Origin of the sequence: Tritonibacter aquimaris, assembly GCF_009617595.1 — a bacterium.
Taxonomy (GTDB): Bacteria; Pseudomonadota; Alphaproteobacteria; order Rhodobacterales; family Rhodobacteraceae; genus Epibacterium; species Epibacterium aquimaris.
The window spans coordinates 357,382-383,996 of sequence record NZ_WIXK01000001.1 but is presented as its reverse complement, the minus strand read 5'-3'; the positions used below and the strand labels follow the sequence as shown (position 1 = coordinate 383,996).

Sequence of the window (26,615 nt, the reverse complement as noted above, 5' to 3'; positions counted from 1 at the left end):
CCCGCGCAGGGCATAAGATCAGGATAACCCATGTTGTATTCTTCTGCACAGGCGTGGCGTGATGCGCCGCATAAACGCATCTTGTTTTTTGGCATGTCGGGTCTGGGCAAGACTTATGTGTCAAACGTGCTGCGTGGTGCTGGAGACTGGTTCCACTATTCGATCGATTACCGCATTGGCACCCGCTACATGGGGGAATATATCGCCGATAACGCCAAGGCCGAGGCGATGAAAGTGCCGTTTCTGCGCGAGCTGCTGCTGTCGGATTCGATCTACATTGGCTCAAACATCAGCTTTGAAAACCTGGCGCCGATGGCGGCCTATCTGGGTAAACCCGGCAACCCGGACAAAGGCGGGCTGCTGATTGATGAATACCGCCGCCGTCAGGAGCAATTCCGCCAGGCAGAAATCCGAGCGCTGATGGATACGGAATATTTCATCAACCGCTCGCAGACGCTCTATAATTATGACAATTTCATCTGCGACAGTGGTGGCTCGATCTGTGAATGGGTCGATGCGGACAACCCCAAAGATCCGATCCTGACCGAGCTTTCCAAACACACGCTGCTGGTCTGGATCAAAGGCAGTGACGCCCATACCGAGGAGCTGGTGCGCCGGTTTGATCGCGCGCCCAAGCCGATGTCGTATCAGCCAGAGTTTCTTAACCGTAGCTGGGATAAATATCTAAAAGAACAAGATATCAGCGCTGATGCGGTGGAGCCGGATGAATTTATCCGCTGGACCTATGCCCAGGCGCTGGCCCATCGTCAGCCCCGCTATGCCGCAATGGCCAAAAATTGGGGGGTGACGGTCACCGCCGAAGAGATCTCCGCCGTGAAGACGGAAGAGGATTTCATAAACTTGATCGCCAAGGCTCTTGAGGACCAAGCCTAGGCTGACTATTTTCTGGTCTCTTAAACCACCTGACCGGGGGCAAACACCTCGGTCTCAGATACAAACTGCAAGGACTGCGTGAACAATGCCTATCAAGATCCCCTCTGACCTGCCCGCCTTTGACGTTCTGACGAACGAAGGCGTGATGGTCATGTCGCCGGATCAGGCTGCGCGTCAGGATATCCGGCCAATAAAGATTGCTCTGCTCAATCTGATGCCGAAAAAAATCCAGACCGAAAACCAGTTTGCGCGCCTGATCGGGGCAACGCCTTTGCAGATTGAGCTGACGCTCATTCGTATGAGCGAGCATCAGACCAAAAACACCGCCGCCGCCCATATGGCAGAATTTTATCGCACCTTTCAGGAGGTGAAGGATCAGAAATTCGACGGGCTGATTATCACCGGCGCGCCGATTGAACATCTGCCGTTTGATGAGGTGACTTATTGGGATGAGCTGCGCCAGATCTTTGACTGGACCCAGACCAATGTGCATTCCACCTTTGGCGTGTGCTGGGGCGGCATGGCGATGATCAACCATTTCCACGGGGTGGAGAAACAGCTGCTGGACGCCAAGTATTTTGGCTGTTACCGGCATCAGAATATGGATCCGGCCTCGCCGTATTTGCGTGGTTTTTCAGATGATTGCGTCATCCCGGTGAGCCGCTGGACCGAGATTTTGCAAGCCGATATTGATGCGCGTCCCGATCTGCGCACTCTGTTGAGCAGCCCCGAGGTTGGCCCCTGTTTGATCGAAGATCCCAAACATCGTGCGCTTTATATTTTTAACCACTTTGAATATGACAGCGACACGCTGAAGCAGGAATATGATCGCGATGTTGCCGGTGGCAGCGCCATTGATGTGCCGGTGAATTACTACCCCGATGATGATCCCAGCCGCGCGCCGCTGAACCGCTGGCGCAGCCATGCGCATCTTTTGTATGGCAACTGGATCAGCGAGATCTATCAAACCACCACCTTTGATATCTCAAAGATCGGCCAGGAAAGCACTGATCTGCGCGCGTAAACAGCACAGCATCTGGTTTAGGTTTTGGGCGGGGTTTCACTTGGGGTCGCGTCCCGCTAGACTTTGACTGATAAATCAGTGCGATATCAGGAGGTTTGATCATGTCTTTGCCGTTTGATGGGGCCATCAGCCGCTACCACAGGGAAGATGCGCCCAAAGAGGTGCGCAAAGCGATCAAATCGGCCGAGAAAGACCAGATCCTGAACCCCAGCTACCCTTACGGCGAACGCATGGCGCGCAAGGACTATGAGCGCGCCATTGACGCGTTGCAGGTCGAACTTGTGAAACTGCAGGCCTCGGTCAAAGCGCGCGGCAAACGGGTGGCGATTGTGTTTGAAGGCCGCGACGCTGCTGGCAAAGGCGGTACAATCAAGCGGTTTCGCGAAAACCTGAACCCACGGGGCGCGCGGGTGGTGGCGCTGCCCAAACCCACGGATGCGGAAAAGACCCAGTGGTATTTTCAGCGCTACATTGCCCATCTGCCCGCAGCCGGAGAGATCACATTCTTTGATCGCAGCTGGTACAATCGCGGTGTGGTGGAAAAAGTGTTTGGCTTTTGTACCGATCTCGAGCGCGAACGCTTCTTCCATCAGGTGCGCGGCTTTGAAGAGGCACTGGTGGATGATGGGATTGTACTGTTTAAATTCTGGCTCAATGTGGGGCGTGCGGAACAATTGCGCCGGTTTCTGGCGCGTGAAAGCGACCCGTTGAAACAATGGAAGCTGAGCCCGGTCGATGTAAACGGGCTGGCGCTTTGGGATGACTATAGCGCTGCCATTCGCGAAACATTGGATCGCAGCCATTCACTGGCGGCGCCCTGGACGGTGGTTCGATCAGATGACAAACGCCGCGCGCGACTGGCAGCGATTTCCACCGTTCTCAGCGCGGTGGACTATGACAACAAAGACGAGGCCGCGATTGCCTTTTGCGATGAATTGATTTGTGGCGGGCCGGATATGCTTGATGTCTAAACGCGGCTATCATCACGGCAATCTGCGCCAGGCCCTGGTTGAGGCAGCGCTGCGCCTGATTGAGGTAAAAGGCCCCACGGGTTTTACCCTGTCAGAGGCGGCGAAACAGGCGGGGGTCACCCCGGCTGCGGTCTATCGCCATTTTGAGGGTCGCGAAGATCTGATTGCCGAAGCTGCGCGCCAAGGCTTTGTTATGTTTGCAGATTTGCTGCAACATGCCTCGGAGAAATACCAGCCTTCTGCGCTTGCCGCCTTTGAAGCAACCGGGCGCGCCTATCTGGCTTTTGCGCGCAAACATCCGGGCCATTATATTGCGATGTTTGAAAGTGGGATTTCTGTCAATCGCACCCCGGATCTGGCCGAAGCTGCAGCGCGGGCGCGTGGCATCCTGGAACAGGCCGCAGATGCATTAAGCCAGCACATCCCAGCCGATAAACGCCCGCCTGCCTCGATGTTTTCGGCCCATATCATGGCGATGAGCCACGGGGTGGTGGAGCTGTTTGCCCGCAACGCACCGGGCACAGCCGCGCCGTTTGCGCCCGAAGACCTGCTGGAAAGTGGGATCGGGATCTATCTGCGCGGTCTGGGATTGATTGAGCCGGATCAATAGACCACCCTGCCCGATTGTATCATATTACACCGGCAGCCCGTGTTTTTGGTGATTGTCCTCTAGCGATTGTACCACTTGTACCATATCAACCTCACCAATGCCTTTCAGCGTTTCGCGCCCCAGCGGGGTGATGTGAAACTCTTCCTCCAGCCTCTGCTGCATGGCGGCGGGGGCGACAATGGTCATGGGTTCGGCCTGCACCTGTAGCCGCGCCGCCAGGTTCACCGCTGGGCCAAAAACGTCATAGACATATTTCTGCACCCCCACGACCGAGCCAACCACCGCGCCATACCCCAGCCCCACCCGCGCCTGCCAGGTGTGCGGGTGGCTTTGATTACGCCGCTCCAGATAGCGCAGAAACCGGGTGGCGCAATGGGCCACGGCGCTGGTGTGATCGGGGTTGGGTTCCGGCATGCCCGAGACCGCCAGATAGGCATCACCAATGGTTTTGATCCGCTCGCAGCCAAATTGTTCAACGATGCGGTCAAAGGCTGTGAAAATATCGTTGAGCTCACCAAGGGTGACGGTTGGATCCGTTTTGGAGGCAAAATCAGTGAAATTGACAAAATCGAGCATCACCACCGAGACCTGCGGATAAAGTTGCGGGGTGACCACGCCAAAGGTTTTGAATTCCTCATAGACGCTGCGCGGCATCAGATTGAGCAGCAACCGTTCGGCGCGTTCCTTTTCGCGCGCAAGCTCGCGGGTGTTGCGCTCCACCATGGTGGAATAGCTGTCGATCATGCTTTCGAGTTCGCGAATGCGGGTGATATTCTGGCATTCCACCACCAAAAGCGGCGTTCCGGTTTCCGTGGTCAGCGAAATATTAACCGCAAACACCAGGGTGCGGCGTTTGCGTTTGATCTGCAACTCGGACGAAAAGCGCAGCCCATCGGTGGTCAGCGCGCTGAGATCGCCCATCTGTAATGTCTCCATCACATCGGTGAGCTTTGCATTTTTGTCGGGACTACCGAACCATTCCGCAAAAGGCTGATTGTGAAACACAAAACTAAGATCATCCGCCCGCACCAGCGCCACCCCAACCCCAATGGCGCGCAGCAACTGTTCATTGATGGCAGCAATGCTCATGATGGCTCGCGGGCGACGATAACCCCGCGTTTTGTTTCAATGGCTTGGCGCACCATATTAATGTCACCCTGCTCCATGCCATGCATCTGTAATGCCTCAGAAAGCAGGGTGATAATCTCGTCAAATTCTGCATGGGTAATGATGAGACCGCGATGCACCGTCCTGAGCCGTTCATCCCCAAAGGAGACCGGCCCGCCCAGAAGCGAGGACATGAATTTGGTCTGATGATCGATCAGGCGGCCCATATCGATGTCATCGAAATGATGGCCCACAACGTCAGAATCGAGCACCAGCTCGTAGAAGGTGATCACCACCCGGCTGACCGTTTTGAAGCCGCCGTATTTATCATAGAGGCTTTTGGACATTGAACCCCACCACACAGCTGAATGGCATCAACTATACGCGGGATCCAAGGCTTTGGGTATTGACCATATGATAGTCGTGACGACGGTGGATGTATCCACAAACCAAAAGGGCCCGCCTGAGCGAGCCCTTTCGAAAATCTTTGCAAGTCTGCGAGCGATTAACGCTTGGAGAACTGGAAGGAACGACGCGCTTTGCGGCGGCCGAATTTCTTACGTTCAACAACACGCGAGTCGCGGGTCAGGAAGCCAGCAGCCTTGAGGGCGCCACGCAGGGAGGGATCATAAAGCTGCAGCGCTTTGGAGATACCGTGCTTAACCGCACCGGCCTGACCGGACAGACCGCCGCCTTTTACGGTGGCGTATACGTCGAACTGGTCTTCAACACCGGCAACCTGGAACGGCTGGCGCAGAATCATCTGCAGAACCGGACGGGCGAAGTATTTGTTCAGCTCTTTGCCGTTGACTTCGACCTTGCCGGAACCCGGCTTGATCCAAACGCGGGCAACAGCGTCTTTACGCTTACCAGTGGCATAGGAACGGCCCAGCTCGTCACGGACGGGCTCACGCGGGGTGAGCTCTTCTGCGGCGGGGGATTCAACGCCTGCAACGGCGCTCAGCTCTTCGAGAGTAGTGATCTGATCAGCCATTGATATTAGCTCCGGGTGTTTTTCTTGTTCATGGACTTAACGTCCAGAACTTCGGGGCTCTGTGCGTCGTGGCCGTGCTCGGTGCCGGCATAGATGCGCAGGTTGGTCATCTGCTTGCGGGACAGGCGGTTGCCTGGCAGCATGCGCTTAACGGCCTGGTAGACCACGCGCTCAGGGTGCGCACCTTCAAGGATCTCTTGCTTGGTACGGGATTTGATGCCGCCGGGGTGACCGGTGTGCCAGTAGAACTTTTCGTCGCGCTTCTTGCCGGTCATTTGGATTTTGTCGGCGTTGATCACGATCACATTGTCGCCCATATCCATGTTCGGAGTGAAGGACGGCTTGTGCTTGCCACGCAGGCGCATGGCGACAATCGAGGCAAGACGGCCCAGCACCACGCCTTCGGCGTCGATGATGATCCACTTCTTGTCGATGTCTGCTGGAGTAGCAGAGAAGGTTTTCATATCAGGTCAATCCTGTTTGTCGTGAGAATGGCACGATGTGTGCGCATCCGTATTCGCTGGAGGGGGTTTAAGCGCTTCGCTGGCAGCGGTCAATATGCACAAATCTATTTTAATGGCGCAAAATCAATCACTTATAAAATAGGTATCAAAATACCCCATGTTATTTTGCCGGATAGCATCACAAATCGGCGTTTTTACGGCTGCTGGGCTGCATGGGCGCAGTTCAGGCTTGCCGCGCGCCAAGTGCACAGTTAACAGAAAGGCCAATTGATGGAGAAGCGTTGTGATCCGGCCCAGTATTGCTACAGTTTTATTTCTAACGGCTGTGGCAGGGTGCACGGCGGTAGATGGCACTGGCGAAGCGCCGGAAACGGTTGCAATCAAAAACCCCGGCATCAACAACAAGCGCATTACCGGATTTCAGGAAATCACCGTGCGCAGCTATGTGCCCCGTGCAAAGCCCGATACAGTGGTCGGCAGCCCCCGCCCCTCTGAGCTGCGCGAAGAGATTGCGGGCGCAAAATGCATCATTGAAACTGGTGAATTCTACCTGAGCTTCACCACCCCCCGCACGCTGGCGTTGCCAAAATTCACCGCGCGCCCCACCCGGGGCACGGTGAAATGCGAAGCCCCCCATGGGGCGGATGCCGTGCTTGCAGGCGGCGTGCAGATCACCCCTATTCCCAACACGCCGGTGTTTGGCGCCCCAACGCCAAGCGGGCTGCTGGTGTCGGCGCTGACCGCGGGTCTGGCAGTAAAGCGCGACATCTGGGTCTATTCGATCCCGCCAGTGATGTTGCAGCAGATGGCCCTGCAGGCGGATGAGACAGAGACCGGAGCGCAGGCTGAATAAACTGGCGGAATAAATCAGCCGCTGATTTGCTCTGGTGGATTGTCCAAGAGCGCACGCAGGCGCAGCATGGCCTCTTCGAATTTCTTGATCGATACATGTGCGTTCACCGCAATGCGCACTGCGTGGGGCGCGCGGCCATCGCGCAGGGCAAATTCATCAGCGGAACGGATCTGGATGCCTTCTGCTTCGGCGGCGCGGGTGAACGAGCCAGCCCGCCATCCCCCCGGCAGGCTGAGCCAGATAAAGGGCACATCCGGGCTCCAGGTGATGTCAAACCCGCCAAGCGCATTGACCGCAGCCCGCACATATCGCGCCATTTCTCCGCGCACATCATCCATTAGTTTCGGCATCCGCGGATCTTCGAGCAAGATGCGCACCAGTTCGGCGCTGTGCTGAGCCAGGCCAAAATAGCTGTATTCTGCAGCCCGGCGCAGCGCAGTTGCGCCACCTTGTGAGGCAACCACAAACCCAATGCGCAAGGCCGGGGTCAGCAGCTTGGAAATTGACGACACATGCCAGGCCAGTTCCGGCGCCAATGAACGGTAACTGGGCGCCTGGGCTTCGCCAAGACGGTAACAATCATCTTCGATGATCTGCAGATTGTGTCGACGTGCCACCTCTACAATTTCGAGACGCCGTTCCAATGGGGTGAACAATGCGGTGGGATTGTGCACCTCGGGGCTGGTACAAAGAACAGTCGCTCCGGTCTTGCGGATCATCAGTTCCAGCAGGTCTGGGCGCAGCCCATGTTCATCCATCGCCACACCAACCACATTGGCTCGTAACATTTCTGCCGCACGGCGAAAGCCCGCATAGGCGAGATCTTCCACCAGAACCACCGGGTGCGGGCCACGCAAACAGGCCTGCATGGTGATCATCAACCCGTTTTGGCCGCCGTGGGTCAGCACCACATCGTTTTCATCCACCGGGCCAATGGGAGAGTTCGACAGCCATTTTGCCGCCGCATGACGCACCGGAAGATAGGCATCGCGGGTCGGGTAGTTCAGCAGCTTATTGGGGTCGCTTTCCGCAACTTTGCGCAGGGCTTCACGGATTGCAGCCACCTGCCCCATATCGGCGATACGAGGACTGAACAGACTGACATGATTGGGATTTTTCTCTTCTTTTAGGTGCAGCTGGCGGGACCAGACGTCATCTTGTATCGATGTTTTCTTTTCCGCAACAAAGGTTCCGCGCCCAACTTCGGCCACCAGGATCCCTTCATCGGTGAGAACAGTATAGGCGCGCGCCACCGTGCCCGGCGTGATCGCCAGCTGATAGGCCAGTTCCCGCACTGGCGGCAATTTGGTGCCCACGCTTAGCGCACCGCTTTCCACAGCCCCTCGGATCGTTTCCGCAACCCGTCGGTATTTGGGTCCGGATTTCTTGCCAAGGTCAGCGCCCCATATTGTACTCATGACAATCCTTCTTTGGACATTCGAGTCATTCATATTGTACCGGAATACACGAAACAAGTCCTGACAATACGAAACAATGACACGGATCGTAACGATACAAGACCCATAACATTCAAGATCATCACGATACAAAGCGAGGTTCACCATGTCACATGCTACTCAGCCCCACCCTCATATCGCCTTTCTCTCTGCCAGCGCACCTTTGCCGATGCCTGCGCAGCTGGCGCTGGCGGTTGCTGTGTTGATGACAAAATGGAGCCAACGCCGCCGTACGCGCCAACATCTGGCCGAGCTGGATGATCACATGCTTAAGGACATTGGTATCAGCCGTGATGACGCACGGCGCGAAAGCACTCTTCCGTTCTGGCTCCCCTGATCCCCGGGACCAGAACCACTCAAGGCCGGCTTTGTCCGGCCTCTTTTTATTTCAGGCTGGATTTCATATGTGCTGTATGCGCAAGACCTTTGGAATTGCGTGTTTCAGCTGATGATAGATTAGACCCCAATGACCCTTAACACCGCCGCGCCGCATCACCACACCAATGGGCTACATCTGCTTATTGATCTGTATAATGGCAGCCACCTTGATGACACGGCGCGGATTGAAGCGGCCTTTCACGCCATTGTAGAGGCCTGCGGTGCCACGCTGATCCGCTGTCATACCCATCGTTTTGCCCCCCACGGGGTGACGGGCGTTGCGCTTTTGGCGGAAAGCCATATTTCAGCCCACACCTGGCCCGAACAGGGGTTTGCCGCATTTGACGTATTTATGTGCGGCAACACCAATCCACACGCAGCGATTGATGTGATCAAAACCTATTTTGAAAGCGACGACATCACGGTGCGCGAAGTCCCACGCGGGCGTTAAAGACTGGGTAAATCACGTTTGCGGCCGCAGGTTTGCAGATTTTCTGAAAATTTTAGTCTTTGTTTACCATTGCGCACATATTGTTTCCAAGGTGAGCCTTTCAATTTGGGCAACATCATGGCAAAGATCGGGCAAGGCTAACACCTTTATCGATTTGGGCTGCAACTGTGGAAGGTCTCTCCAACCGGGTCTCTCACCCCGGGTTACAAATACCCACAGTTGCAGCCCCAAAATCCCCGCAAAATTGCATGTAAACTGTTCCGCTTGGCGCGGGACATATACATATGTGCAAAATGGCGCATATTTCAGAACCACGTCCCAAACGTCAGGAAATTGCCGCATTTGCACCGCGCCCCGTTGCGTTAACCCCATGGCTGCCCTATTTGGCAGCTCATGACACAGATACTTCATATCGTTGGCGGCGGCATGGCCGGATCCGAAGCAGCCTGGCAGGCGGCAAACATGGGCGTAAACGTGGTGCTGCATGAAATGCGGCCCAAGGTGGAAACCTTTGCCCATCAAACCGGGAACCTGGGGGAAATGGTTTGTTCCAACTCCTTCCGCTCGGACGATGATGAACAAAACGCGGTGGGTCTTTTGCATTGGGAAATGCGCAAGGCGGATGGGCTGATCATGACCACCGCAGGTGAACATCGTCTGCCCGCGGGTGGCGCGCTGGCGGTGGATCGTGATCCCTTTGCTGAAAGCATCACCGCTAAGCTGAAAGCGCTGCCCAATGTCAGCGTCTCATATGAAGAAGTGACAGAGCTGCCCGATGAGGGCCAGTGGATCTTTGCCACCGGGCCATTGACTTCGCCGGATCTGGGCGCGGCGATCCAGCGCGAAACCGGCGCCGAGGCGCTGGCGTTTTTTGATGCCATCGCGCCGATTGTCTATGCCGAGAGCATCGATATGTCGAAAGCCTGGATGCAATCGCGCTACGACAAGGGTGAGACCGAGGAAGAGCGCACCGCTTATCTGAATTGTCCCATGACAAAGGATCAGCACGAAGCCTTTATCGACGCGCTTTTGGCCGCGGATAAGACCGAGTTTCACGAAGGTGAAACCGCGGGCTATTTTGATGGCTGCCTGCCGATTGAAGTGATGGCGGAACGTGGCCGTGAAACCCTGCGCCATGGCCCGATGAAGCCGGTTGGCCTGACCAACCCACATGCGCCAGACGATAAACCCTATGCGGTGGTGCAGCTACGCCGTGACAATGCGCTGGGGACGCTGTTTAATATTGTCGGCTTTCAGACAAAGATGAAGTACGGCGCGCAAGCAGATGTTTTCAAAATGATTCCAGGATTGGAGAATGCGCGTTTTGCCCGCCTCGGCGGCATTCACCGCAACACCTTCCTCAATTCCCCCACGCTGCTTGATACGCAGATGCGGCTGAAATCAAAACCAAACATCCGCTTTGCAGGCCAGATCACCGGGGTTGAAGGCTATGTGGAAAGCGCGGCAATGGGATTGCTGGCGGGGCGGATGGCCGCGGCGGAAATTCTGGGCCAAGATCTGACAGAGGTGCCACAAGACAGCGCCATGGGCGCACTGATCCACCATATTACTGGCGGCGCTGAGGCCAAAACCTTCCAGCCGATGAATGTGAACTTTGGCCTGTTCCGTCCGGTCGAAGGCCTAAAAGGTGGACGTCGCGGCCGCAAGGATCGCTACAAAGCCTATACAGATCGGGCGAAAGAAGCCTGGAGCGGCTGGCTCACCCAATTTGCCTGATCGCATGAGCCAGGATGACATGACCCCGCGCCTGCGTTTTGCTCCGTCTCCTACGGGACCGCTGCATCTAGGTCATGCCTATTCTGCACTGCTGACGCAGCGCCTCGCATCAGAGTCTAACGGGCTGTTTTTGCTGCGCATTGAAGACATTGATCAATCCCGCGCCCGCGACCATTGGGAAACGCAGATCTATCAAGATCTTGCCTGGCTGGGGCTCAGCTGGCCCACACCGGTTCTGCGCCAGTCTGACCGGTTAACGCGCTACCAACAGGCGCTGGATGAGTTGTCAAAACAGGGGCTTACCTACCCTTGCTCATGCAAACGCGCGGATATCGAAGCCGCTGCGGCTGCACCACAGGAAGGCGTGCCACAGTTTGGCCCCGATGGGCGCATCTATCCCGGCACCTGCCGTCATCGCAGCATGGACAGCAAAAAAGAGGGTGATGTGATCCGGCTAAACGTTGAAAAAGCTCTGCAACAGATTGGTTCTGCGGCGTTTAATGAGGACGGTCCCTGCTTTCACGGCCGCCATGAATTGTTGGATCAGTCTCTTATCGATGGGGTTGGTGATTTCATTCTGGTGCGGCGCAATATGGGCAGCTCCTACCATCTGTCGGTGGTGGTGGATGACGCAGACCAGGGCATTACCCAGGTCAGCCGCGGCGAAGATCTGTTTGAGGCCACCCAGATCCATGTGCTGCTGCAAAAGCTGCTCAATCTTCCTACGCCGCGATATTACCACCATGAACTGATCCGCGACGATCAGGGCAAGCGATTGGCCAAACGTGACGATGCGCGCGCCATTGCGAAATACCGCGAAGATGGCGCCAGCCCCAAAGACATCCGCGCGCTTGTAGGCTTGAACTAAAGCACCGCGCCTTTCACCTTTTTAAAAATACTCCCGCCGGAGGCAGGGCCCAAAGGGCCCTTAAAAATTTATTTCCAGCGTTTACATGACCATAGGTGTCATAAGTTCATGTTCTTCACCATCGCGCACGGCGGTGTAAAAACAGCTACGGCGATTGGTGTGGCATGCAGGGCCTTCCTGGCGCACCACCGCCAATAGGCAGTCACGATCACAATCAAGACGCAAATCAACCAACTCCTGCGTATGGCCGGAGCTTTCCCCTTTGATCCAAAAGCTTTGCCGTGACCGCGACCAATAGGTCACTTTGCGGGTGTCCAGCGTCTTTTGTACGCTTTCCACATTCATCCAAGCCATCATCAGGATCTCGCCACTGGTTTCATCCTGTGCAATACAGGGGATCAGGCCTGCCTCATTATAGCGCAATGTGGTGGGGTCAAATGACATGGTAAAAACCTTTTGCATCTGGGTGTTGGCACCCTATGTAAGGCAAACCAAGGCACAGGAAAAGCCCTCCAAGGCGAAAGAGACATATGACGCGCGAAACAGATCTGATCAAACTCTACTCGCAAAAGATCCTCGAACTGGCGGCGGATATTCCGCATCTGGAGCGTCTTGATGCACCCGATGCCAGCGCCAAGAAACGCTCACCCATGTGTGGATCTACCGTGACTGTGGATCTGAAACTGGAAGACGGCAAGATCAGCGCCTTTGGCCAGGACGTGAAAGCCTGCGCGCTGGGTCAGGCCTCTGCGGCAGTGCTGGGCCATGTTGTTGTGGGCCGCAGCCCGGCAGAGCTGCAGGTGGCGCGTGATCAGCTGAAGGCGATGCTGCGCGAAGACGGCCCCGTGCCGGATGCGCCATTTGACGGCTATGAGGTGCTGATCCCTGCGCGAGAATTCCAGAACCGCCATGCCTCGATCCTTCTGGCGCTGGATGCCAGTCTTGAGGCGCTGGCCCAGATCCACGCCAACGTCTGAAATCATCCGATTTCCAGCACAGATCCGCAACAATTCATCCAATAGACCAATGAACAGCTGCCAGATCCAATGGATCTGCGCAGACCTGGTGTTTTGCGCCAAATGAACGGCGGGCTGCAGTTAAGAGCACATAAAAAGACCGCCGCATAAAGATGCGGCGGCCAGGTGTGCGTCACCAACGGGACTTTTGCAGTGCGATGGCTATAAAGCCGGGACGCGCGCGGCAGGCTCGCGTTTTACCGTTCGGGACAGGAACAGGCGCTGCGAAATGGGACGCAATCTCAGATATTCACGAAATGTTCTCAATACGGGTTTAAATCAGACCGGGCAGATGCAGCGCCGCCACCAGCATCACCACTAGCGCCGCCGCGCCAATGGCGTCTTGCAGCAGGGTTCCTTGTGTATTCTCAACAGTTTGTTTGAGCTGCGCGATCATATTTCAGGCCTCCAGTCAGGGTGTCTGCGTTCTGTGACGCTTTTGTTGCTACTTTGTTCTCATGTGAAGCGAGTCGTGTAAAGAACTTTATGAGAACATTGCGCAGAATTTTTTGGAACATCTCAAGAACAAGGAGATCAGCCGACCGAAATCAGCCTGATTGCCTGATCCTGTTTCATCAGCCACAGCAGCACCCGTGCGGCGCGGCCACGCTCTGATTGCAGGCTTGGATCCTGATTTAGCAAGGCACGCGCATCACTTTGCGCGATCGCCATCAGATCTGACTGGCGCTCTAGATCAGCGATCTGAAACCGCGGCAGGCCGGATTGCGCCGTTCCGATCATATCGCCTGCCCCGCGCATTTGCAGGTCAGTTTCGGAAATACGGAAGCCGTCCTCGCTTTCGCGCAAAACCTCAAGCCGCTTTTGGCCATTGTCGCTGAGCGGCGCCTGATACATCAACAGACAGTTGGATTGGGCAGAGCCGCGCCCCACCCGCCCCCGCAGCTGGTGCAGCTGCGCCAGACCAAAGGTTTCGGCGCGTTCAATCACCATAATGGTGGCGTTGGGCACGTTGACCCCTACCTCGATCACAGTGGTGGCCACCAGAACCTTGGTTTTGCCTGCCTGAAAATCGGCCATGGCGGTGTCTTTGGCGTCATTGGCCATCTGACCGTGCACCAGCCCAACGATATCCCCCAGCTCAGCGCGCAGATGTTTGAACCGCTCTTCAGCGGCAACCAGATCCACCAGCTCGGATTCTTCCACCAGCGGGCACACCCAGTAACATTGCCGCCCCTCGTCCACCGCGCGGCGCAGATGGTTCACCACCTCGGCCATGCGTTCCGTGCTCATCACTGCGGTTTTGATCGGCTTGCGCCCCGGTGGTTTTTCATCCAGCACCGAAACATCCATATCGCCATATTGCGCCAGTGCCAGCGAACGCGGGATCGGCGTGGCCGTCATCACCAAAACATCCGCACCCTTGCCCTTTTCCGCCAACTCCAGCCGTTGACGCACGCCAAAACGGTGCTGTTCATCAACGATGGCAATGCGCAGATCAGCAAACACTACATCAGCCTGAAACACCGCATGCGTCCCAACCAGAATATGAATATCACCCCGCAGCAAGGCCGCCAATTTGGCCTGTCGTTCCTTGCCCTTGTCGCGCCCGGTGAGCAGTTCAATCACCACGCCTGCGCTTTCGGCCAGGGGCTGCAGCCCCTCCATGTGCTGACGGGCCAGAATTTCGGTTGGGGCCATCAAAACACCCTGCCCACCTGCTTCAACTGCAACCAGTAAGGACATGAAAGCAACCAAAGTTTTACCGGACCCAACATCACCCTGCAGCAAGCGGTTCATCCGGTGCGGCGCGGCCATATCCGTGCTGATTTCATCAATGGAACGCGCCTGCGCATTGGTGGGTCGGTACGGCAGATCCGCGAGAACCTTGCGCTGCAATGCGCCGCTTGCACGCGTTGGGATACCGGGTTGTTTGCGCTCAATCTGACGTGCAAGGGCCAGCGTCAACTGATGCGCCAAGAGTTCATCATAGGCTAAACGACTGCGGGCCGGATCACTGCTGCTGACCGCATCCAAACTTTCCGGCGCATGGGCCAAACGCAATGCTGTGGCCCAATCGGGCCAGGCTTTGTCTTTTTGCAAAGACGGGTCAATCCACTCGCTAGGATCTGGGATTTTCTGCAAAGCGGAGCGGGTCGCCTTGAACATTGTTTTCTGCGTCAGCCCCTGCGACAGGTGGTAAACCGGTTCAAACGCGGGGATCTGATCTGCCTCAGCCGCCGCCACCATGTGATCGGGGTGAACCATCTGGGCACTGCCATCAAACAGCTCAAGCTTGCCGGACACCAAACGCCGCGCACCCACCGGCAGCTGCGCCTCAAGGTAGCGACTGCGGCCGTGGAAAAACACCAACTGGAATTCCACTTCTGCGTCACGCACCAAAACGCGATACGCTCCGCTGCGATTGCGCGCAGGTTGGTGGCGCAGCACTTCAATCTCAACCGTGGCAACCGTTGGAAATTCAAGCCCTTGAATTGTTTCGCGTCGTTGCCGATTCACTAGGGAATAAGGTAGTGAATACAGTAGGTCACGCGGCGTTTCTATATCAGATTGCGCCATGTTTTGCGCGATTTTGGGGCCGATCCCGGTTAAGGTTTCGACCCCAGCAAACAAGGGAAACAGGATCTCCGGACGCCCGCTCATGCCTGTTCAATCAGCTCCAGCCAGCCGTCTTCGTCCATGGTCAGAATGCCCAGATCTGCGGCCTTTTTGGCCTTGGATCCCGCGCCGGGGCCCGCAACCAGAATATCGGTTTTTTTTGACACCGAACCAGAGACCTTGGCCCCCAGACTTTCGGCACGTGCCTTGGCCTCAGCGCGGGTCATTTTCTCCAACGTGCCGGTAAAGACCACGGTTTTGCCCGCAACCGGGCTGTCGCTGGTGACAAGTTTGGCCATTGCTTCGATCTGCAACTGGGCAACAAGACGGTCAATCGCCGCGCGCTCATCCGGAATGGACAACGCATCCGAAAGCGACAGCCCCAACACCGGGCCAATGCCATCGGTGTTGATCAGCTCTTCCCAGGCGGCGGTGGCCTCGTTGGCGACAGCGCAGGCTCTGATCGCTTTGGCCCGGTTATCGCTGATCTTCGGGCGGCGACCTTCGGATTGCGCCGCGGCGCGTTCTTCTTCTTCGGCCTTGTCGGCAGCACGATGGGCAAGCGCGGCCGGGCGCGCCAGATCCAGCGCAGCCGTCAGTGCAGACCAATCGCCGTAGTGCGCTGCCAGATCTTTGGCCGCAACCTCACCAACATGACGAATACCAAGCGAGAAAATGAAGCGACGCAAAGGGATTATGCGCTTTTGCTCAATCGCGGCAAAGAGGTTTTCTGCGGATTTCTCTCCCCAGCCATCCTTGTTTTTGAGCTGCTGCAGCCCAGTGCCGTATTTTGATTGCAGGTCAAAGATATCCGCGGGCTCTTTAATCCAACAATCGCCGTGAAACTGTTCAACCTGCTTGTTGCCAAGCCCTTCGATGTCAAAGGCCGCGCGGGAGACAAAATGTTTCAGCTTTTCAACTGCCTGCGCGGGACAGATCATGCCGCCTGAGCAACGGCGCACAGAATCGCCTTCTTCGCGGATGGCCGGGCTACCACATTCAGGGCAAATCTCAGGAAATACATATTTTACAGCATCTTCCAGCCGCTTATTCAGGTCGACATCCGCCACTTTGGGGATCACATCACCGGCGCGATAGATCTGCACCCAGTCGCCGATACGGATGTCTTTGCCATCACGGATGGTGCCACCTTTGGAATCGCGCCCCGCAATATAGTCTTCGTTGTGAAGCGTCGCATTGGAGACAACCACACCACCAACGGTCACCGGTGTCAGCCGCGCAACCGGGCTGAGCGCGCCGGTGCGGCCAACCTGAATGTCGATCGCTTCAAGCCGGGTCCAGGCGAGCTCGGCCGGGAATTTATGGGCAATCGCCCAACGCGGCGTGGTGGCACGAAAGCCAAGGCGGGCCTGCAGCGCCAGATCGTTAACCTTGTAGACAACGCCGTCGATGTCATAGCCTAGCGTCGCACGCTGCGCTTCAATCGATTTATAGTGGCTGATCAGCGCCTCTGGCGTGTCGCAAAGTTGGGTCAGCGGGTTGGTCTGAAAGCCAAAGTCCGAAAATCTTTTGATCGCATCAAATTGCGTTTCTGCCAGAGGCTCCGACAATTCCCCCCAGGCATAGGCGAAGAAACGCAAAGGGCGTGCCTTGGTGATACTGGCATCGAGCTGGCGCAAACTGCCCGCAGCGGCATTTCGTGGGTTGGCAAAGATCTTGTCACCGGCCTCGGCCTGGCGCGCATTCAAGGCTTCGAACGCTGCGTGGCTCATATAGACTTCGCCGCGCACTTCCAATACTTCGGGTGCGTTTTCAATACGTTGCGGAATATCAGCAATAGTGCGCGCATTGGCGGTGACATTTTCACCTTCAGCGCCATCCCCACGGGTGGCGGCCTGGATCAGCGTACCGTTTTCATAGCGCAACGACAGCGAAAGCCCGTCAATCTTGGGCTCTGCGGTGAACGGCAACGCGTCATCTGTGCTGAGACCAAGATATTTGCGAATGCCCTTGGCAAAATCACTGACGTCTTCGTCTTCAAACGCATTGCCAAGCGACAGCATTCGCACCGCGTGCTGGACCTTTTCAAAGCCGCTACTGACCGGCGCGCCCACCAGTGCAGACCGCGTCGACAACGGAGCAAGTGCGGGAAACGCAGCCAAAAAGGCATCAAATTCGCGGCGCAGCCCATCATAGTCTGCATCCGACATGATCGGAGCATCATTTTGGTGATAGGCCAGATCCGCCGCATCCAACTGGCTTTGAAGCTGCAAAAATTGCTGTTTTGCCTCTTCTGGCGACAGATTTCCAATCGTCTGGTTCATCTGTGATCCCTTTTCGTTCTCACCATCCGGTGTAGGGCGCAATGAAACCGAGGTCGAGTGAAAATATAAAGCCCAGAGCCGAGCTCTGGGCTTTTATTTACGTTTTACTAATCCGCAGGAGCGGCTTGGCCGTCATCAGGCTTTCAGGCGCTAACTGCCATTGGGGTATCACCCGCCATCTGATCCTCTTGCGGGTCGCGCAAAACATAGCCACGGCCCCAGACCGTTTCGATGTAATTGTCGCCGCCCGTCGCGTTGCTGAGTTTTTTACGCAACTTACAGATGAATACGTCGATGATTTTCAGTTCAGGTTCATCCATGCCACCATAGAGATGGTTAAGGAACATTTCCTTGGTCAGCGTGGTGCCTTTGCGCAGGGAAAGCAGCTCCAGCATCTGATATTCCTTACCGGTCAGATGCACGGTTTTACCTTCAACCTCAACGGTTTTGGCGTCCAAGTTAACCGAGATCTTGCCGGTTTTGATGATGGATTGGGAATGCCCTTTGGAGCGGCGGATAATGGCGTGAATACGCGCCACCAGTTCTTCGCGATGGAAGGGTTTTGTGAGATAGTCGTCCGCGCCGAAACCAAAACCTTTGATTTTGTTTTCAGTATCATCCGCGCCGGAAAGGATCAGGATCGGGGTTTCGATCCGCGCCATGCGCAACTGGCGCAGCACCTCGTGGCCGTTCATGTCAGGAAGGCCCAGATCCAGCAGGATCAAATCGTAGTCATAGAGTTTCGCCAGGTCGATCCCCTCTTCCCCCAGGTCCGTCGAATAGACGTTGAGGTTTGCGTGGGTGAGCATCAGTTCGATGCTTTTTGCTGTTGTTGGATCGTCCTCGACCAAAAGAATGCGCATATGGAAGTCTCCGCCTGTACTCTGTTTCCCTCAGGTTGTGTTAACCGTGATGGAAAAAGGTTAATGCCGCGTTACCATAATTGTTAATTCTTATATTGGCGGTGTAAACCTGTGTTTTTCTACGAATTTCGAAATTTTTTAAGCTGTGTGGTCTTGAGCGCCTCTTCGCCATGGTCGGCGACGGCTGCAACCCAGCTGCGAAACTCCTCTTCGCTGAGCCCATAAAGACGCAAGGCCTCGGATTGGGGAATCAGCCCATAAAGCACGCCGCGCACCACAGCAGCCTTGCGTGAGGCCACCCAACGACGGGTTTTCTCGGGCGGCAGGTCCGCACGTGTCATGATGGTGCCATCGGGCAAAGTTACCGCGCGGGGTCCATCAACTTTCTTTAAAAACATTACCCTATCCTTCTTCGGAGCATGTTATTTCTGATCCGAGAGCAAAGTTCCCCGCTTTGGTTTAACGATACATGAACCACGCCCCTTGAGAGTCTTTAGGATTTTCCTATATTCTGCGACGCCTCCACTCTTGACCCGAAGGATTCGCCACATGGCGCTGGATAATGATCACCCTGTGAACCTGCTTGGCTTTGCCAAACCGCCATCCGAGACGCGGGTTGTTGTTGCCATGTCGGGCGGCGTGGATAGTTCTGTTGTCGCGGCATACCTTGCAGATAAGGGCTTTGACGTGGTTGGCGTCACGCTGCAGCTTTATGATCATGGTGCGGCGCTGGCGAAAAAAGGGGCGTGTTGCGCGGGTATCGATATCCACGACGCGCGCCGCGTTGCCGAAGAGCGCGGCTTCCCGCATTACGTTCTGGATTATGAGAACATTTTTAAAGATGCGGTGATTGATGAGTTCGCTGACAGCTATCTGGGTGGTGCAACCCCGGTTCCCTGCATTCGCTGCAATGAGCGGGTGAAGTTTAAAGACCTGCTGGAAACCGCCAAAGATCTTGAAGCAGACTGCATGGCAACCGGCCATTACATTCAGCGCAAGGATGGACCAAACGGGCCCGAGCTGCATTGTGCCGAAGATGCCAATCGTGATCAAAGCTACTTCCTGTTTTCTACCACACCAGATCAGTTGAACTTCCTGCGCTTCCCGCTGGGGCATCTGCCGTCAAAAGATGCCACCCGCGAGATGGCGGCGGAATACGGTCTGGCGGTTGCCGATAAACCTGACAGCCAGGACATCTGTTTCGTCCCCGATGGCGATTATGCCAGCGTGATCGAAAAACTGCGCCCAGGTGCTGCGGAACCTGGTGACATTGTACATGCGGATGGCCGGGTTTTGGGCACGCATAACGGTGTGATCCACTACACGGTTGGTCAGCGCCGCGGTCTTGGCATCGGCGGGTTGAGTGAACCTTTGTATGTGGTGAAGCTCGACGTTGATAAGAAACACGTGGTTGTTGGGCCAAAAGAGATGCTGGCCACGCGCACTGTACCTGTGCGCGAAATCAACTGGCTGGGAGACGAGCCGTTCATGTCGCGCAAAGAGTGGCACCTGAAGGTAAAGGTCCGCTCCACCCGGCCACCACGCGAAGCGATCATTCGCCCGATCTCAGAGACCGAGGCCGAAGTGGAGCTGTTCACACCAGAAGCGGGAATTTCGCCGGGTCAGGCCTGTGTGTTCTACGCCAATGAAGACAGCCGCATCTTTGGCGGTGGCTGGATCTGGCGCGGCCACTGATCAGCTCTTCAGCCGGGCCAGCACCGCTTTGGCGGCACGCAGGCCCGGCGCTTCGCCGCCCTGTCCCAGCCGCTGCATCGTAAGCGCCATAGCGTCAATCTGCGCCTTGGGGTTGGCGGCCACCGCGCTGAGCGTTTCTGAAATCAGATGTGGCTGGCAATCGGGGCCAAGGCATTCGGGCACAACGCGGGTGTCGCTCACAAGGTTCACCAAAGTGGCGGTATCAATCAACGCCATGCGTTTCATGATCTGCCAGGTGAGCCAGTTGAAATTATAAGCAATCACCATAGGCGTCTGGGCCTGCGCCAGCTCCAGCGACACAGTACCAGAGGCCGCAAGCGCCAGATCAGCCCCAGCAAAGGCCGCGCGTTTATGGGCCTTGGCGGTGTCAGCATCCAGCTTTGTGGGATCCAGCAGCATTGTATTGTCAGGCCAGCTTTGCAGATTTTCCTGTACCAGCGGCACAACCGGCGCTGCGGCTGGCACAACCACACGCATATCAGGGTGTTTTAGAACAAAATCCCTGACCGCATCACCAAAGACCGGCGCAAGGCGGCTGACCTCAGACCTGCGCGATCCGGGCAGTGCAATCATATAGGGGGTATCTGTCAGGCCGTAGGCGGCGCGAAACTCAGCGATTTCGGCATCTGTCGCCAAAGGTTCATTGACCACCGGGTGGCCAACAAAATCACAGGCCATCCCGGCCGCTTCCATATAGGGTGGCTCAAACGGTAAAAGCGCCAGCACCTGATCGATGCATTTTGCCATCTTTTCCGCGCGCTTGGGACGCCAGGCCCAGACCGAGGGTGCCACATAATGCACGGTGCGCACGTCAGATCCTGCCTTGACCAGCTTTGCAACACGTAGGGAAAAATCCGGGCTGTCGATGGTGATCATTACATCCGGTTTCGATGCAATCACCGCATCAGCGGTTTCGCGGATGCGGCGTTTCAGATGGCGATATTTGGGCAGCACCTCGGCAATGCCCATCACCGAGAGCTCTTCCATCGGGAAGCGGGAGACCAGCCCCTGTTCCTGCATCAGGCTGCCACCGATCCCATCAAAGGTCACATCTGGCATCAGCTGTTTCAGCCCCGCCATCAAGGCACCGCCAAGACGATCACCCGATGGCTCCCCTGCGAGGATAAAGACCCTCACGCCGCGCGCACCCAGAAAAACAATCCAAGGCGATCACAATTGGCAATGACCTCAGCACGGTCGAGCACAATCACGCCGTCGGCTTCAATCACAATGCCTGAAAGCTTGGCCGCGGCTGCGGCAACAACCGTATCAGGGCCAATGGTGGGCAAATCAGCACGACGATCCTGGCCGGGTTTTGGGGCTTTGAACAATAGCCCGCCCTGCCCGTCAGGCCGTTCCACCAGGCTTTGCAACATCCAGTCTGTGCCAAAAATGCTTTCTACTGCAATGGCTTGATGGTTGCGCACGGCGCAGGACTGCCCCACATCAGCGGCGGCCATTGCAGCCACCACCTCAGCGCCGCGTTTTGCATCAGGTTTATCAAGCTCACCGGGCTGGACCTTGGTATAGACCCCTTCGGCCAACAGTAGATCTGGTGCGATGTCATGGGCGGCACGCACGGCAAAGCCTGCCTCCTCCATGATCGCGATAATCGCACGCAAAGCACCATCATCCCCCTGCGCCAAAGCCGCCTGAAGGACAGGCACCAATGGCAGGGTTGGGCCATCAATGGCGGCCGGGTCAACCGAGGGACGGCTGACGGCACCCGCCAGACAGATCTCAGATACACCACGGTTTTTCAGCTCAGCAAGGAAACTGCCAAGCTGTTCAAAGCGAAACACCAGATCCGGTTGGAGCTGATCCGGCTCTGATCCCATCATTGCACAAACCAGCGGGCGCACCGGCAAATTTGCAACGATTTCGCGTGGAAGAGCGCCGCGTCCAGCTATCAGTGCAATCATAACTTCGCCTTTATCCGCCGGGTGTCAGGAAGGAACGGTCGCTTTCACCAGTGATGAAGGCAACAATTTCTTCGACATATTTGCTATCGGTTTCGTCGCCCATGCGACGTGCGCGTTCTTGAAAGGTGCCTTCACCCTGCGCAAGCATCTGAAACGCGGCCCGCAGCGCGGTAATATCAGAGCGCTGCACCCCACGGCGTTTCAAACCAACAAGGTTGAGCCCGTCAAGTTCGCCACGTGGGGCCTGCACAAGACCGTAAGGAATGACATCATTGGTGACCATTGTAACCGCGCCGATAATAGCACCACGGCCAATACGCACCCATTGGTGAATGCCAGAAAGCCCGCCAATGATTACATCATCTTCGAGCACGCAGTGACCTGCAACTGCCGCAGAGTTGACCACAATCACCCGATCACCAACCTGCGCATCATGGGCAATGTGGCAGCCGGCCATAAACAGCCCGTCGTCGCCAATCTGGGTGACACCACCACCACCTTCGGTGCCTGCATTGATGGTGACATGTTCACGGATGCGATTGCGCGCACCGATCTTGGTGCTGCATTTCTCACCTTTGAACTTCAGATCTTGCGGGATCTCACCGATGACGGAAAAGGGAAAGATTACAGTCTCTTCGCCAATGGTGGTGACACCGGTCACCACCACATGGGATTTCAGCACAACCCGGTCGGCCAGCTCAACCTCGGCGCCAACAATACAGAAGGGGCCGATTTCACAACCGTCGCCGATTTTGGCACCGGGCTCGATAATGGCGCTGGGATGGATTGTGGACATGGCAGTTACCCTTGCTGACGGTCAACCATAGCGGTGAAATCGGCCTCGGCCGCAATTTCACCATCAACGGTGGCCACACCGTGGAATTTAAAAATCTTACCGCCAAGTTTGCCGCGGGTGGTGGTGACATTCATTTCCAGCACATCACCGGGCACCACTTTGCGGCGGAACTTACAGTTGTCGATGTTCATGAAATAGATCAACAATTCAGTGTCGATCATATCCATGCCAACACCAAGCATAACACCAGAGGTCTGCGCCATCGCTTCAACGATGGTGACGCCGGGCATGATCGGGGTTCCGGGGAAGTGGCCCTGGAAGTGCGGCTCATTCATGGTGACGTTCTTGATGCCGCGCGCAGAGCTGTAGCCATCGATATCAACCACTTTGTCTACCAGCAAAAACGGGTAGCGGTGGGGCAAGATCCGTTGGATCAGATGGATATCGGCGCTTTTGAGTTCGGACGTCATAACAGTTTCCTGCGGTTTTTTGTTATCTTAAGATGTGCCTAGCAAGGCTGCCCCAAGGGGGCAAGCCGTGAGCTGGTCTTATTTATTCGCGATTGCGGCTGGTGCTGCCATCGCCAAGGACGGCATCCACCCGCTGAATGGCGAGCTGGGTGATGTCAGCGGCATCACTGCTGAGGAATACATTGGATTTCTCCAAGATCGCCCCTGCCCCTGCTTCGCGCATAATTTCCTGCAGCACTGGCAGCGACACGGTTAGAAATTCACGCCGCGCGTCTTCGTTCATCTGATTGATTTCGCTGAGTTTTGTGTCTTGTGCGCGGCGATTTTGCTGCACTTTTTCATCAAAGGCATCAGCAAGACGGCGAAAATCTTCGGGCGCCATATCCGGGCGACGACGGGTGAGCTCCTGCTCTTCGGCGCGCAGCTCTGCCTCGATCCGGCGGTTCTCTGCCGTTAGCACCGCACCTTCGGCGTCAATTTCGCGCGCAATGCGCTGACCAAAGGCGCTTTCGTTGAACAAGACATCCGAGCGCAGGGTCAGAACCCCGCTGAGCGGCACCCCCATTTGCAAGGATGCACCACCAAAGCCCAAATGAGGCTGCGGTTCAGCTGTTTGCGCAAAAGCAGATACCCCCGGCAGCGCCCCAATCAGGGCGGCACCGAGGGCGAATTTCAAAGACACAGAGACTGTGTGGATCACGTTAGAACCGGGCTTGCAGCGTCAGGTCAAAGTTGCGCTCTTCGTCGAAATCCTCGGCTTTGATCGCCTTGGAGAAGTTGAAGCGCAGCGGGCCAATGCCGGTGGTCCACAAGAGCGAGAAACCCACAACCTGACGGAAGGAGCCGCCACGGCCAACCACGTTGCCCGCACCGGAAAGATCCGTGTTATCCAGCCCCCAGAGGTTGCCGATGTCATAGAAGAGGCCACCGCGCAGGCCAAATTCCTCTGGCAGACCCAGCGGGAATTCCGCGTCAAAGCGCGCAACCGCATAGTAGTTGCCGCCCAGGAAGTCATCATAGGTGGTTGAACCGGTGGTGGACTGGTCACGAGGGCCGATCCCGCCGGGATCAAAACCACGGATCAGATCCGGGCCAAGCACAAAGCGATCAATGGTGCGGCTGGAGCCGCTGCCTTCCCACTGGAAAGCGCCTGCTTCAACGGTTGCACGCAGGGTGACTTCTTCGTTGAAGACGCGTTTTTGCGCCACGATCCGCGCGGTGCTGCGGATGTATTCGGAATCGCCACCCAGACCGGCATAATCCGCGCCCACTTCAAACAGGAAGGTACGGGTTGGGTCAATTTCGTTGATTCGGCTGTCAAAGGTGTAGGTAAACCCAACCGAGCTAGCGGTGCGTTCGCCCTGCGCGATTTCATTACTGATCACCGGGCCAGCCAGCGGATCGCCAGCAGAATTGGTTCCGCGTGAGATCAGCTCATCAGAATCCCACGTGTAGCGGATCTGCAAACGGCTGTCTTCGTTGGCGCGGAAGGTCAGCGAGGGGCTAAAGAAGATGCGCTCGGAATCATAGGCTGCAAAGCTTGAATCGCTGGTGCTCAGGCCAAGATCAAGATTGAATGACAGCTCACGGCCCAACAGGTGCGGCTCAGTAAAGCCAAGCGAGTAGGACTGGTTTTCTTCGGCGGTTGAGACGTTCAGGCTCAGACGCTGACCACGACCCAGGAAGTTGTTTTCGCTGAGACCAAGAGCAACACCAATACCATCTTCAGCAGAGAATGAGCCACCGATGGACAAGGAGCCGGTGGGTTGTTCCACCACATCCACATCAACGATAACCTGATCTTCGCTGCTGCCTTCGCGCACATCTACATCAGATTCAGAGAAGAACCCAAGCGCACGAATACGTTCCGCAGTCTCACGGATTTCGCGCGGGTTATAGGGATCACCCTCTGCGGTGCGGAAACGTTGACGGATCACCCGGTCAAGCGTGGTGGTGTTGCCTTCGATATCGATGCGTTCCACAAACACGCGTGGACCGCGTACCAGAGCAAACTCCAGATCCAGGGTCAGATCTTCAGCGTTGCGACGAATGCGCGGTTCAACTCGCAGGAAGTCAATGCCCTGGCGCACCGCGAGGCGCTCCAGCTTGACCATTTCGCTGTCGACCAGCGCAGGGTTGTAGACACCGCCGGTTTTCAGTTTCAGCTTGGACTGGAACAGATCGGCGTCAGCTTCGGGCACTTCGCTGGTGACAGAGATGTCACCAAAGCGGAACTGCTGGCCTTCGGTCACGTCAACCACCAGGAACACGCCGTCGCGCTCTGGGGTCAGTTCAGCATTGGCGCTGTTGACGCGGAAGTCCACATAGCCGCGCGACTGGTAGAAATCGCGCAGAACCTGTTTGTCAAATTCGATACGGTCCTGAACCAGCGTGTCTTTGTTGATAAAGGCACGCAGATAGCCCGCTTGTTTGGTTTCCAGCACCCGGCGCAGACGGCGGTCAGAATATTTGCGGTTGCCCACAAATGACACGCGCTCCACCTCGGTGGTGTCGCCTTCAGCGATTTCAAATACCAGATCAACACGGTTGTCGTTGCGGCGAATGATACGCGGGCTCACCTGCGAAGCGATACGGCCACGGGCGCTGTAGAGCTCAGCGATCAGGTTTGCGTCACGCTCAGCCACTTCGGGGTTAAAGACACGGCGGGGCGCGGATTCGACGATGGCTTCAAGCGCATCATCCTTGATGCGCCGGTTGCCTTCAAAAGCGATGCGGCTGATTGTGGGGAACTCGGTGACTTTGATCACCAGCGTATTGCCGCTGGGCACCAGTTCAACGGTTTCAAATACGCCACTGTCGAGAATGCGCTGATAGGCATCGTTCAGTTCACCGGCGCTCACCGCCCGGCCCTGTTGGATGCCAGTGTAGGCCACGATGGTGGACGTCTGGATCCGCTGGTTTCCTTCAACCCGAACGTTGTTGAATTGGAAACTTTGCGCGCCCGCAACATCCGGCATGGAGGAGAGCCCCAAGGCCACCGCCAATGTCAACGCCGATACATTGCGCAACAAAATCTTGGAACGTTTTTGCCCACCGCCACAGGATGTACCTGTAGAAAAACCCCTTGCCATCTCTCTAACCCGCTATTCGCTGCTTTTAAAACGTGCGTATCGGGTTTGAGAGCCGATGTCAAAACTAACC

Annotated in this window: 28 protein-coding genes; 11 read left to right on the top strand and 17 right to left on the bottom strand. The window is 56.3% G+C overall.

The window, feature by feature from the left end; all coding sequences use genetic code 11:
* The first annotated feature begins 30 nt into the window (after positions 1 to 30).
* From GG681_RS01845 to GG681_RS01830, 4 genes are all read left to right on the top strand, one after another.
* Positions 31 to 894 (top strand): ATPase, encoded by an 864-nt coding sequence (locus GG681_RS01845; RefSeq protein ID WP_153544480.1) that lies wholly within the window; start codon positions 31 to 33, stop codon positions 892 to 894.
* Positions 895 to 979: 85 nt separating this feature from the next.
* The gene (metA, locus tag GG681_RS01840) at positions 980 to 1,918 is read left to right on the top strand and encodes a homoserine O-acetyltransferase MetA (protein ID WP_153544478.1); all 939 of its coding nucleotides are present in this window, start codon (positions 980 to 982) and stop codon (positions 1,916 to 1,918) included.
* Positions 1,919 to 2,019: 101 nt separating this feature from the next.
* Positions 2,020 to 2,889 (top strand): polyphosphate kinase 2, encoded by an 870-nt coding sequence (gene ppk2, locus GG681_RS01835; RefSeq protein WP_153544476.1) that lies wholly within the window; start codon positions 2,020 to 2,022, stop codon positions 2,887 to 2,889.
* Positions 2,882 to 3,499 carry a TetR/AcrR family transcriptional regulator gene (locus tag GG681_RS01830; protein WP_153544474.1) on the top strand — a complete coding sequence of 206 codons (618 nt, stop codon included), beginning with the start codon at positions 2,882 to 2,884 and terminating at the stop codon, positions 3,497 to 3,499. The genes ppk2 and GG681_RS01830 overlap by 8 nt, the downstream gene beginning before the upstream one ends.
* 24 nt (positions 3,500 to 3,523) lie before the next feature.
* On the opposite strand, the gene GG681_RS01825 is transcribed toward GG681_RS01830, so the two are convergent.
* From GG681_RS01825 to rplM, 4 genes are all read right to left on the bottom strand, one after another.
* Complete coding sequence (locus tag GG681_RS01825; protein WP_153544472.1) at positions 3,524 to 4,588, bottom strand: adenylate/guanylate cyclase domain-containing protein; 1,065 nt, start codon at positions 4,586 to 4,588, stop codon at positions 3,524 to 3,526.
* Complete coding sequence (locus GG681_RS01820) at positions 4,585 to 4,953, bottom strand: group I truncated hemoglobin (protein WP_153544470.1); 369 nt, start codon at positions 4,951 to 4,953, stop codon at positions 4,585 to 4,587. The genes GG681_RS01825 and GG681_RS01820 overlap by 4 nt, the downstream gene beginning before the upstream one ends.
* A gap of 158 nt (positions 4,954 to 5,111) precedes the next feature.
* On the bottom strand, positions 5,112 to 5,600 hold the full coding sequence (rpsI, locus tag GG681_RS01815) for a 30S ribosomal protein S9 (RefSeq protein ID WP_153544468.1): 489 nt from the start codon (positions 5,598 to 5,600) through the stop codon (positions 5,112 to 5,114).
* A gap of 5 nt (positions 5,601 to 5,605) precedes the next feature.
* Positions 5,606 to 6,064: a 50S ribosomal protein L13 gene (gene rplM, locus GG681_RS01810; protein ID WP_153544466.1), complete on the bottom strand. Its 459-nt coding sequence runs from the start codon at positions 6,062 to 6,064 to the stop codon at positions 5,606 to 5,608.
* 283 nt (positions 6,065 to 6,347) lie between these two features.
* Between rplM and GG681_RS01805 the strand changes: the two genes are divergently transcribed.
* Positions 6,348 to 6,917 carry a hypothetical protein gene (locus GG681_RS01805; RefSeq protein ID WP_153544464.1) on the top strand — a complete coding sequence of 190 codons (570 nt, stop codon included), beginning with the start codon at positions 6,348 to 6,350 and terminating at the stop codon, positions 6,915 to 6,917.
* Between the two features lie 14 nt (positions 6,918 to 6,931).
* Here GG681_RS01805 and GG681_RS01800 read toward each other — a convergent pair whose 3' ends face one another.
* Positions 6,932 to 8,335, bottom strand: coding sequence for an aminotransferase-like domain-containing protein (locus tag GG681_RS01800; RefSeq protein WP_153544462.1), 1,404 nt, complete (start codon positions 8,333 to 8,335; stop codon positions 6,932 to 6,934).
* Positions 8,336 to 8,480: 145 nt separating this feature from the next.
* On the opposite strand from GG681_RS01800, the gene GG681_RS01795 reads away from it, so the two are divergent.
* The 4 genes from GG681_RS01795 (at position 8,481) to gluQRS (ending at position 11,808) form a co-directional block, all read left to right on the top strand.
* Positions 8,481 to 8,711 (top strand): DUF1127 domain-containing protein, encoded by a 231-nt coding sequence (locus GG681_RS01795; RefSeq protein ID WP_153544460.1) that lies wholly within the window; start codon positions 8,481 to 8,483, stop codon positions 8,709 to 8,711.
* 129 nt (positions 8,712 to 8,840) lie between these two features.
* On the top strand, positions 8,841 to 9,203 hold the full coding sequence (gene speD / locus GG681_RS01790) for an adenosylmethionine decarboxylase (RefSeq protein ID WP_153544458.1): 363 nt from the start codon (positions 8,841 to 8,843) through the stop codon (positions 9,201 to 9,203).
* Between the two features lie 393 nt (positions 9,204 to 9,596).
* Positions 9,597 to 10,940, top strand: coding sequence for a methylenetetrahydrofolate--tRNA-(uracil(54)-C(5))-methyltransferase (FADH(2)-oxidizing) TrmFO (gene trmFO, locus GG681_RS01785; RefSeq protein WP_153544455.1), 1,344 nt, complete (start codon positions 9,597 to 9,599; stop codon positions 10,938 to 10,940).
* A 19-nt stretch (positions 10,941 to 10,959) separates the two neighbouring features.
* On the top strand, positions 10,960 to 11,808 hold the full coding sequence (gluQRS, locus tag GG681_RS01780; RefSeq protein ID WP_153545160.1) for a tRNA glutamyl-Q(34) synthetase GluQRS: 849 nt from the start codon (positions 10,960 to 10,962) through the stop codon (positions 11,806 to 11,808).
* A gap of 81 nt (positions 11,809 to 11,889) precedes the next feature.
* Here the strand turns inward: gluQRS and hisI are convergent, their stop codons facing one another.
* Positions 11,890 to 12,270: a phosphoribosyl-AMP cyclohydrolase gene (gene hisI / locus GG681_RS01775; RefSeq protein ID WP_153544453.1), complete on the bottom strand. Its 381-nt coding sequence runs from the start codon at positions 12,268 to 12,270 to the stop codon at positions 11,890 to 11,892.
* A gap of 68 nt (positions 12,271 to 12,338) precedes the next feature.
* Between hisI and GG681_RS01770 the strand changes: the two genes are divergently transcribed.
* On the top strand, positions 12,339 to 12,785 hold the full coding sequence (locus GG681_RS01770; protein ID WP_153544452.1) for an iron-sulfur cluster assembly scaffold protein: 447 nt from the start codon (positions 12,339 to 12,341) through the stop codon (positions 12,783 to 12,785).
* Between the two features lie 313 nt (positions 12,786 to 13,098).
* Here GG681_RS01770 and GG681_RS18005 read toward each other — a convergent pair whose 3' ends face one another.
* The 5 genes from GG681_RS18005 to sciP all read right to left on the bottom strand — a co-directional run bounded on the left by GG681_RS18005 (position 13,099) and on the right by sciP (position 18,947).
* Positions 13,099 to 13,221: a hypothetical protein gene (locus tag GG681_RS18005; RefSeq protein WP_268968965.1), complete on the bottom strand. Its 123-nt coding sequence runs from the start codon at positions 13,219 to 13,221 to the stop codon at positions 13,099 to 13,101.
* Positions 13,222 to 13,358: 137 nt separating this feature from the next.
* Entirely contained in the window at positions 13,359 to 15,446 is a 2,088-nt protein-coding gene (gene recG, locus GG681_RS01765) for an ATP-dependent DNA helicase RecG (protein WP_153544450.1), read from the bottom strand.
* Positions 15,443 to 17,686, bottom strand: coding sequence for an NAD-dependent DNA ligase LigA (gene ligA, locus GG681_RS01760; protein WP_194287119.1), 2,244 nt, complete (start codon positions 17,684 to 17,686; stop codon positions 15,443 to 15,445). The genes recG and ligA overlap by 4 nt, the downstream gene beginning before the upstream one ends.
* 143 nt (positions 17,687 to 17,829) lie before the next feature.
* Positions 17,830 to 18,549, bottom strand: coding sequence for a response regulator transcription factor CtrA (ctrA, locus tag GG681_RS01755; protein WP_153544448.1), 720 nt, complete (start codon positions 18,547 to 18,549; stop codon positions 17,830 to 17,832).
* Between the two features lie 119 nt (positions 18,550 to 18,668).
* Complete coding sequence (sciP, locus tag GG681_RS01750; protein ID WP_153544446.1) at positions 18,669 to 18,947, bottom strand: CtrA inhibitor SciP; 279 nt, start codon at positions 18,945 to 18,947, stop codon at positions 18,669 to 18,671.
* Between the two features lie 151 nt (positions 18,948 to 19,098).
* Here sciP and mnmA point away from each other — a divergent pair, with 151 nt between their 5' ends.
* Positions 19,099 to 20,244, top strand: a complete 1,146-nt coding sequence (gene mnmA / locus GG681_RS01745; protein ID WP_153544444.1) for a tRNA 2-thiouridine(34) synthase MnmA — start codon at positions 19,099 to 19,101, stop codon at positions 20,242 to 20,244.
* Here mnmA and lpxB read toward each other — a convergent pair whose 3' ends face one another.
* From lpxB to bamA, 6 genes are all read right to left on the bottom strand, one after another.
* Positions 20,245 to 21,345 (bottom strand): lipid-A-disaccharide synthase, encoded by a 1,101-nt coding sequence (lpxB, locus tag GG681_RS01740; RefSeq protein WP_235899708.1) that lies wholly within the window; start codon positions 21,343 to 21,345, stop codon positions 20,245 to 20,247.
* Between the two features lie 53 nt (positions 21,346 to 21,398).
* Positions 21,399 to 22,187, bottom strand: coding sequence for an LpxI family protein (locus GG681_RS01735; protein ID WP_153544440.1), 789 nt, complete (start codon positions 22,185 to 22,187; stop codon positions 21,399 to 21,401).
* A gap of 10 nt (positions 22,188 to 22,197) precedes the next feature.
* Positions 22,198 to 22,983, bottom strand: coding sequence for an acyl-ACP--UDP-N-acetylglucosamine O-acyltransferase (lpxA, locus tag GG681_RS01730; protein WP_153544438.1), 786 nt, complete (start codon positions 22,981 to 22,983; stop codon positions 22,198 to 22,200).
* 5 nt (positions 22,984 to 22,988) lie between these two features.
* Positions 22,989 to 23,453, bottom strand: a complete 465-nt coding sequence (gene fabZ / locus GG681_RS01725) for a 3-hydroxyacyl-ACP dehydratase FabZ (protein ID WP_153544436.1) — start codon at positions 23,451 to 23,453, stop codon at positions 22,989 to 22,991.
* Positions 23,454 to 23,535: 82 nt separating this feature from the next.
* The gene (locus GG681_RS01720) at positions 23,536 to 24,153 is read right to left on the bottom strand and encodes an OmpH family outer membrane protein (protein ID WP_408057630.1); all 618 of its coding nucleotides are present in this window, start codon (positions 24,151 to 24,153) and stop codon (positions 23,536 to 23,538) included.
* A gap of 1 nt (position 24,154) precedes the next feature.
* The gene (gene bamA, locus GG681_RS01715) at positions 24,155 to 26,545 is read right to left on the bottom strand and encodes an outer membrane protein assembly factor BamA (RefSeq protein ID WP_153544434.1); all 2,391 of its coding nucleotides are present in this window, start codon (positions 26,543 to 26,545) and stop codon (positions 24,155 to 24,157) included.
* Positions 26,546 to 26,615: the final 70 nt, after the last annotated feature.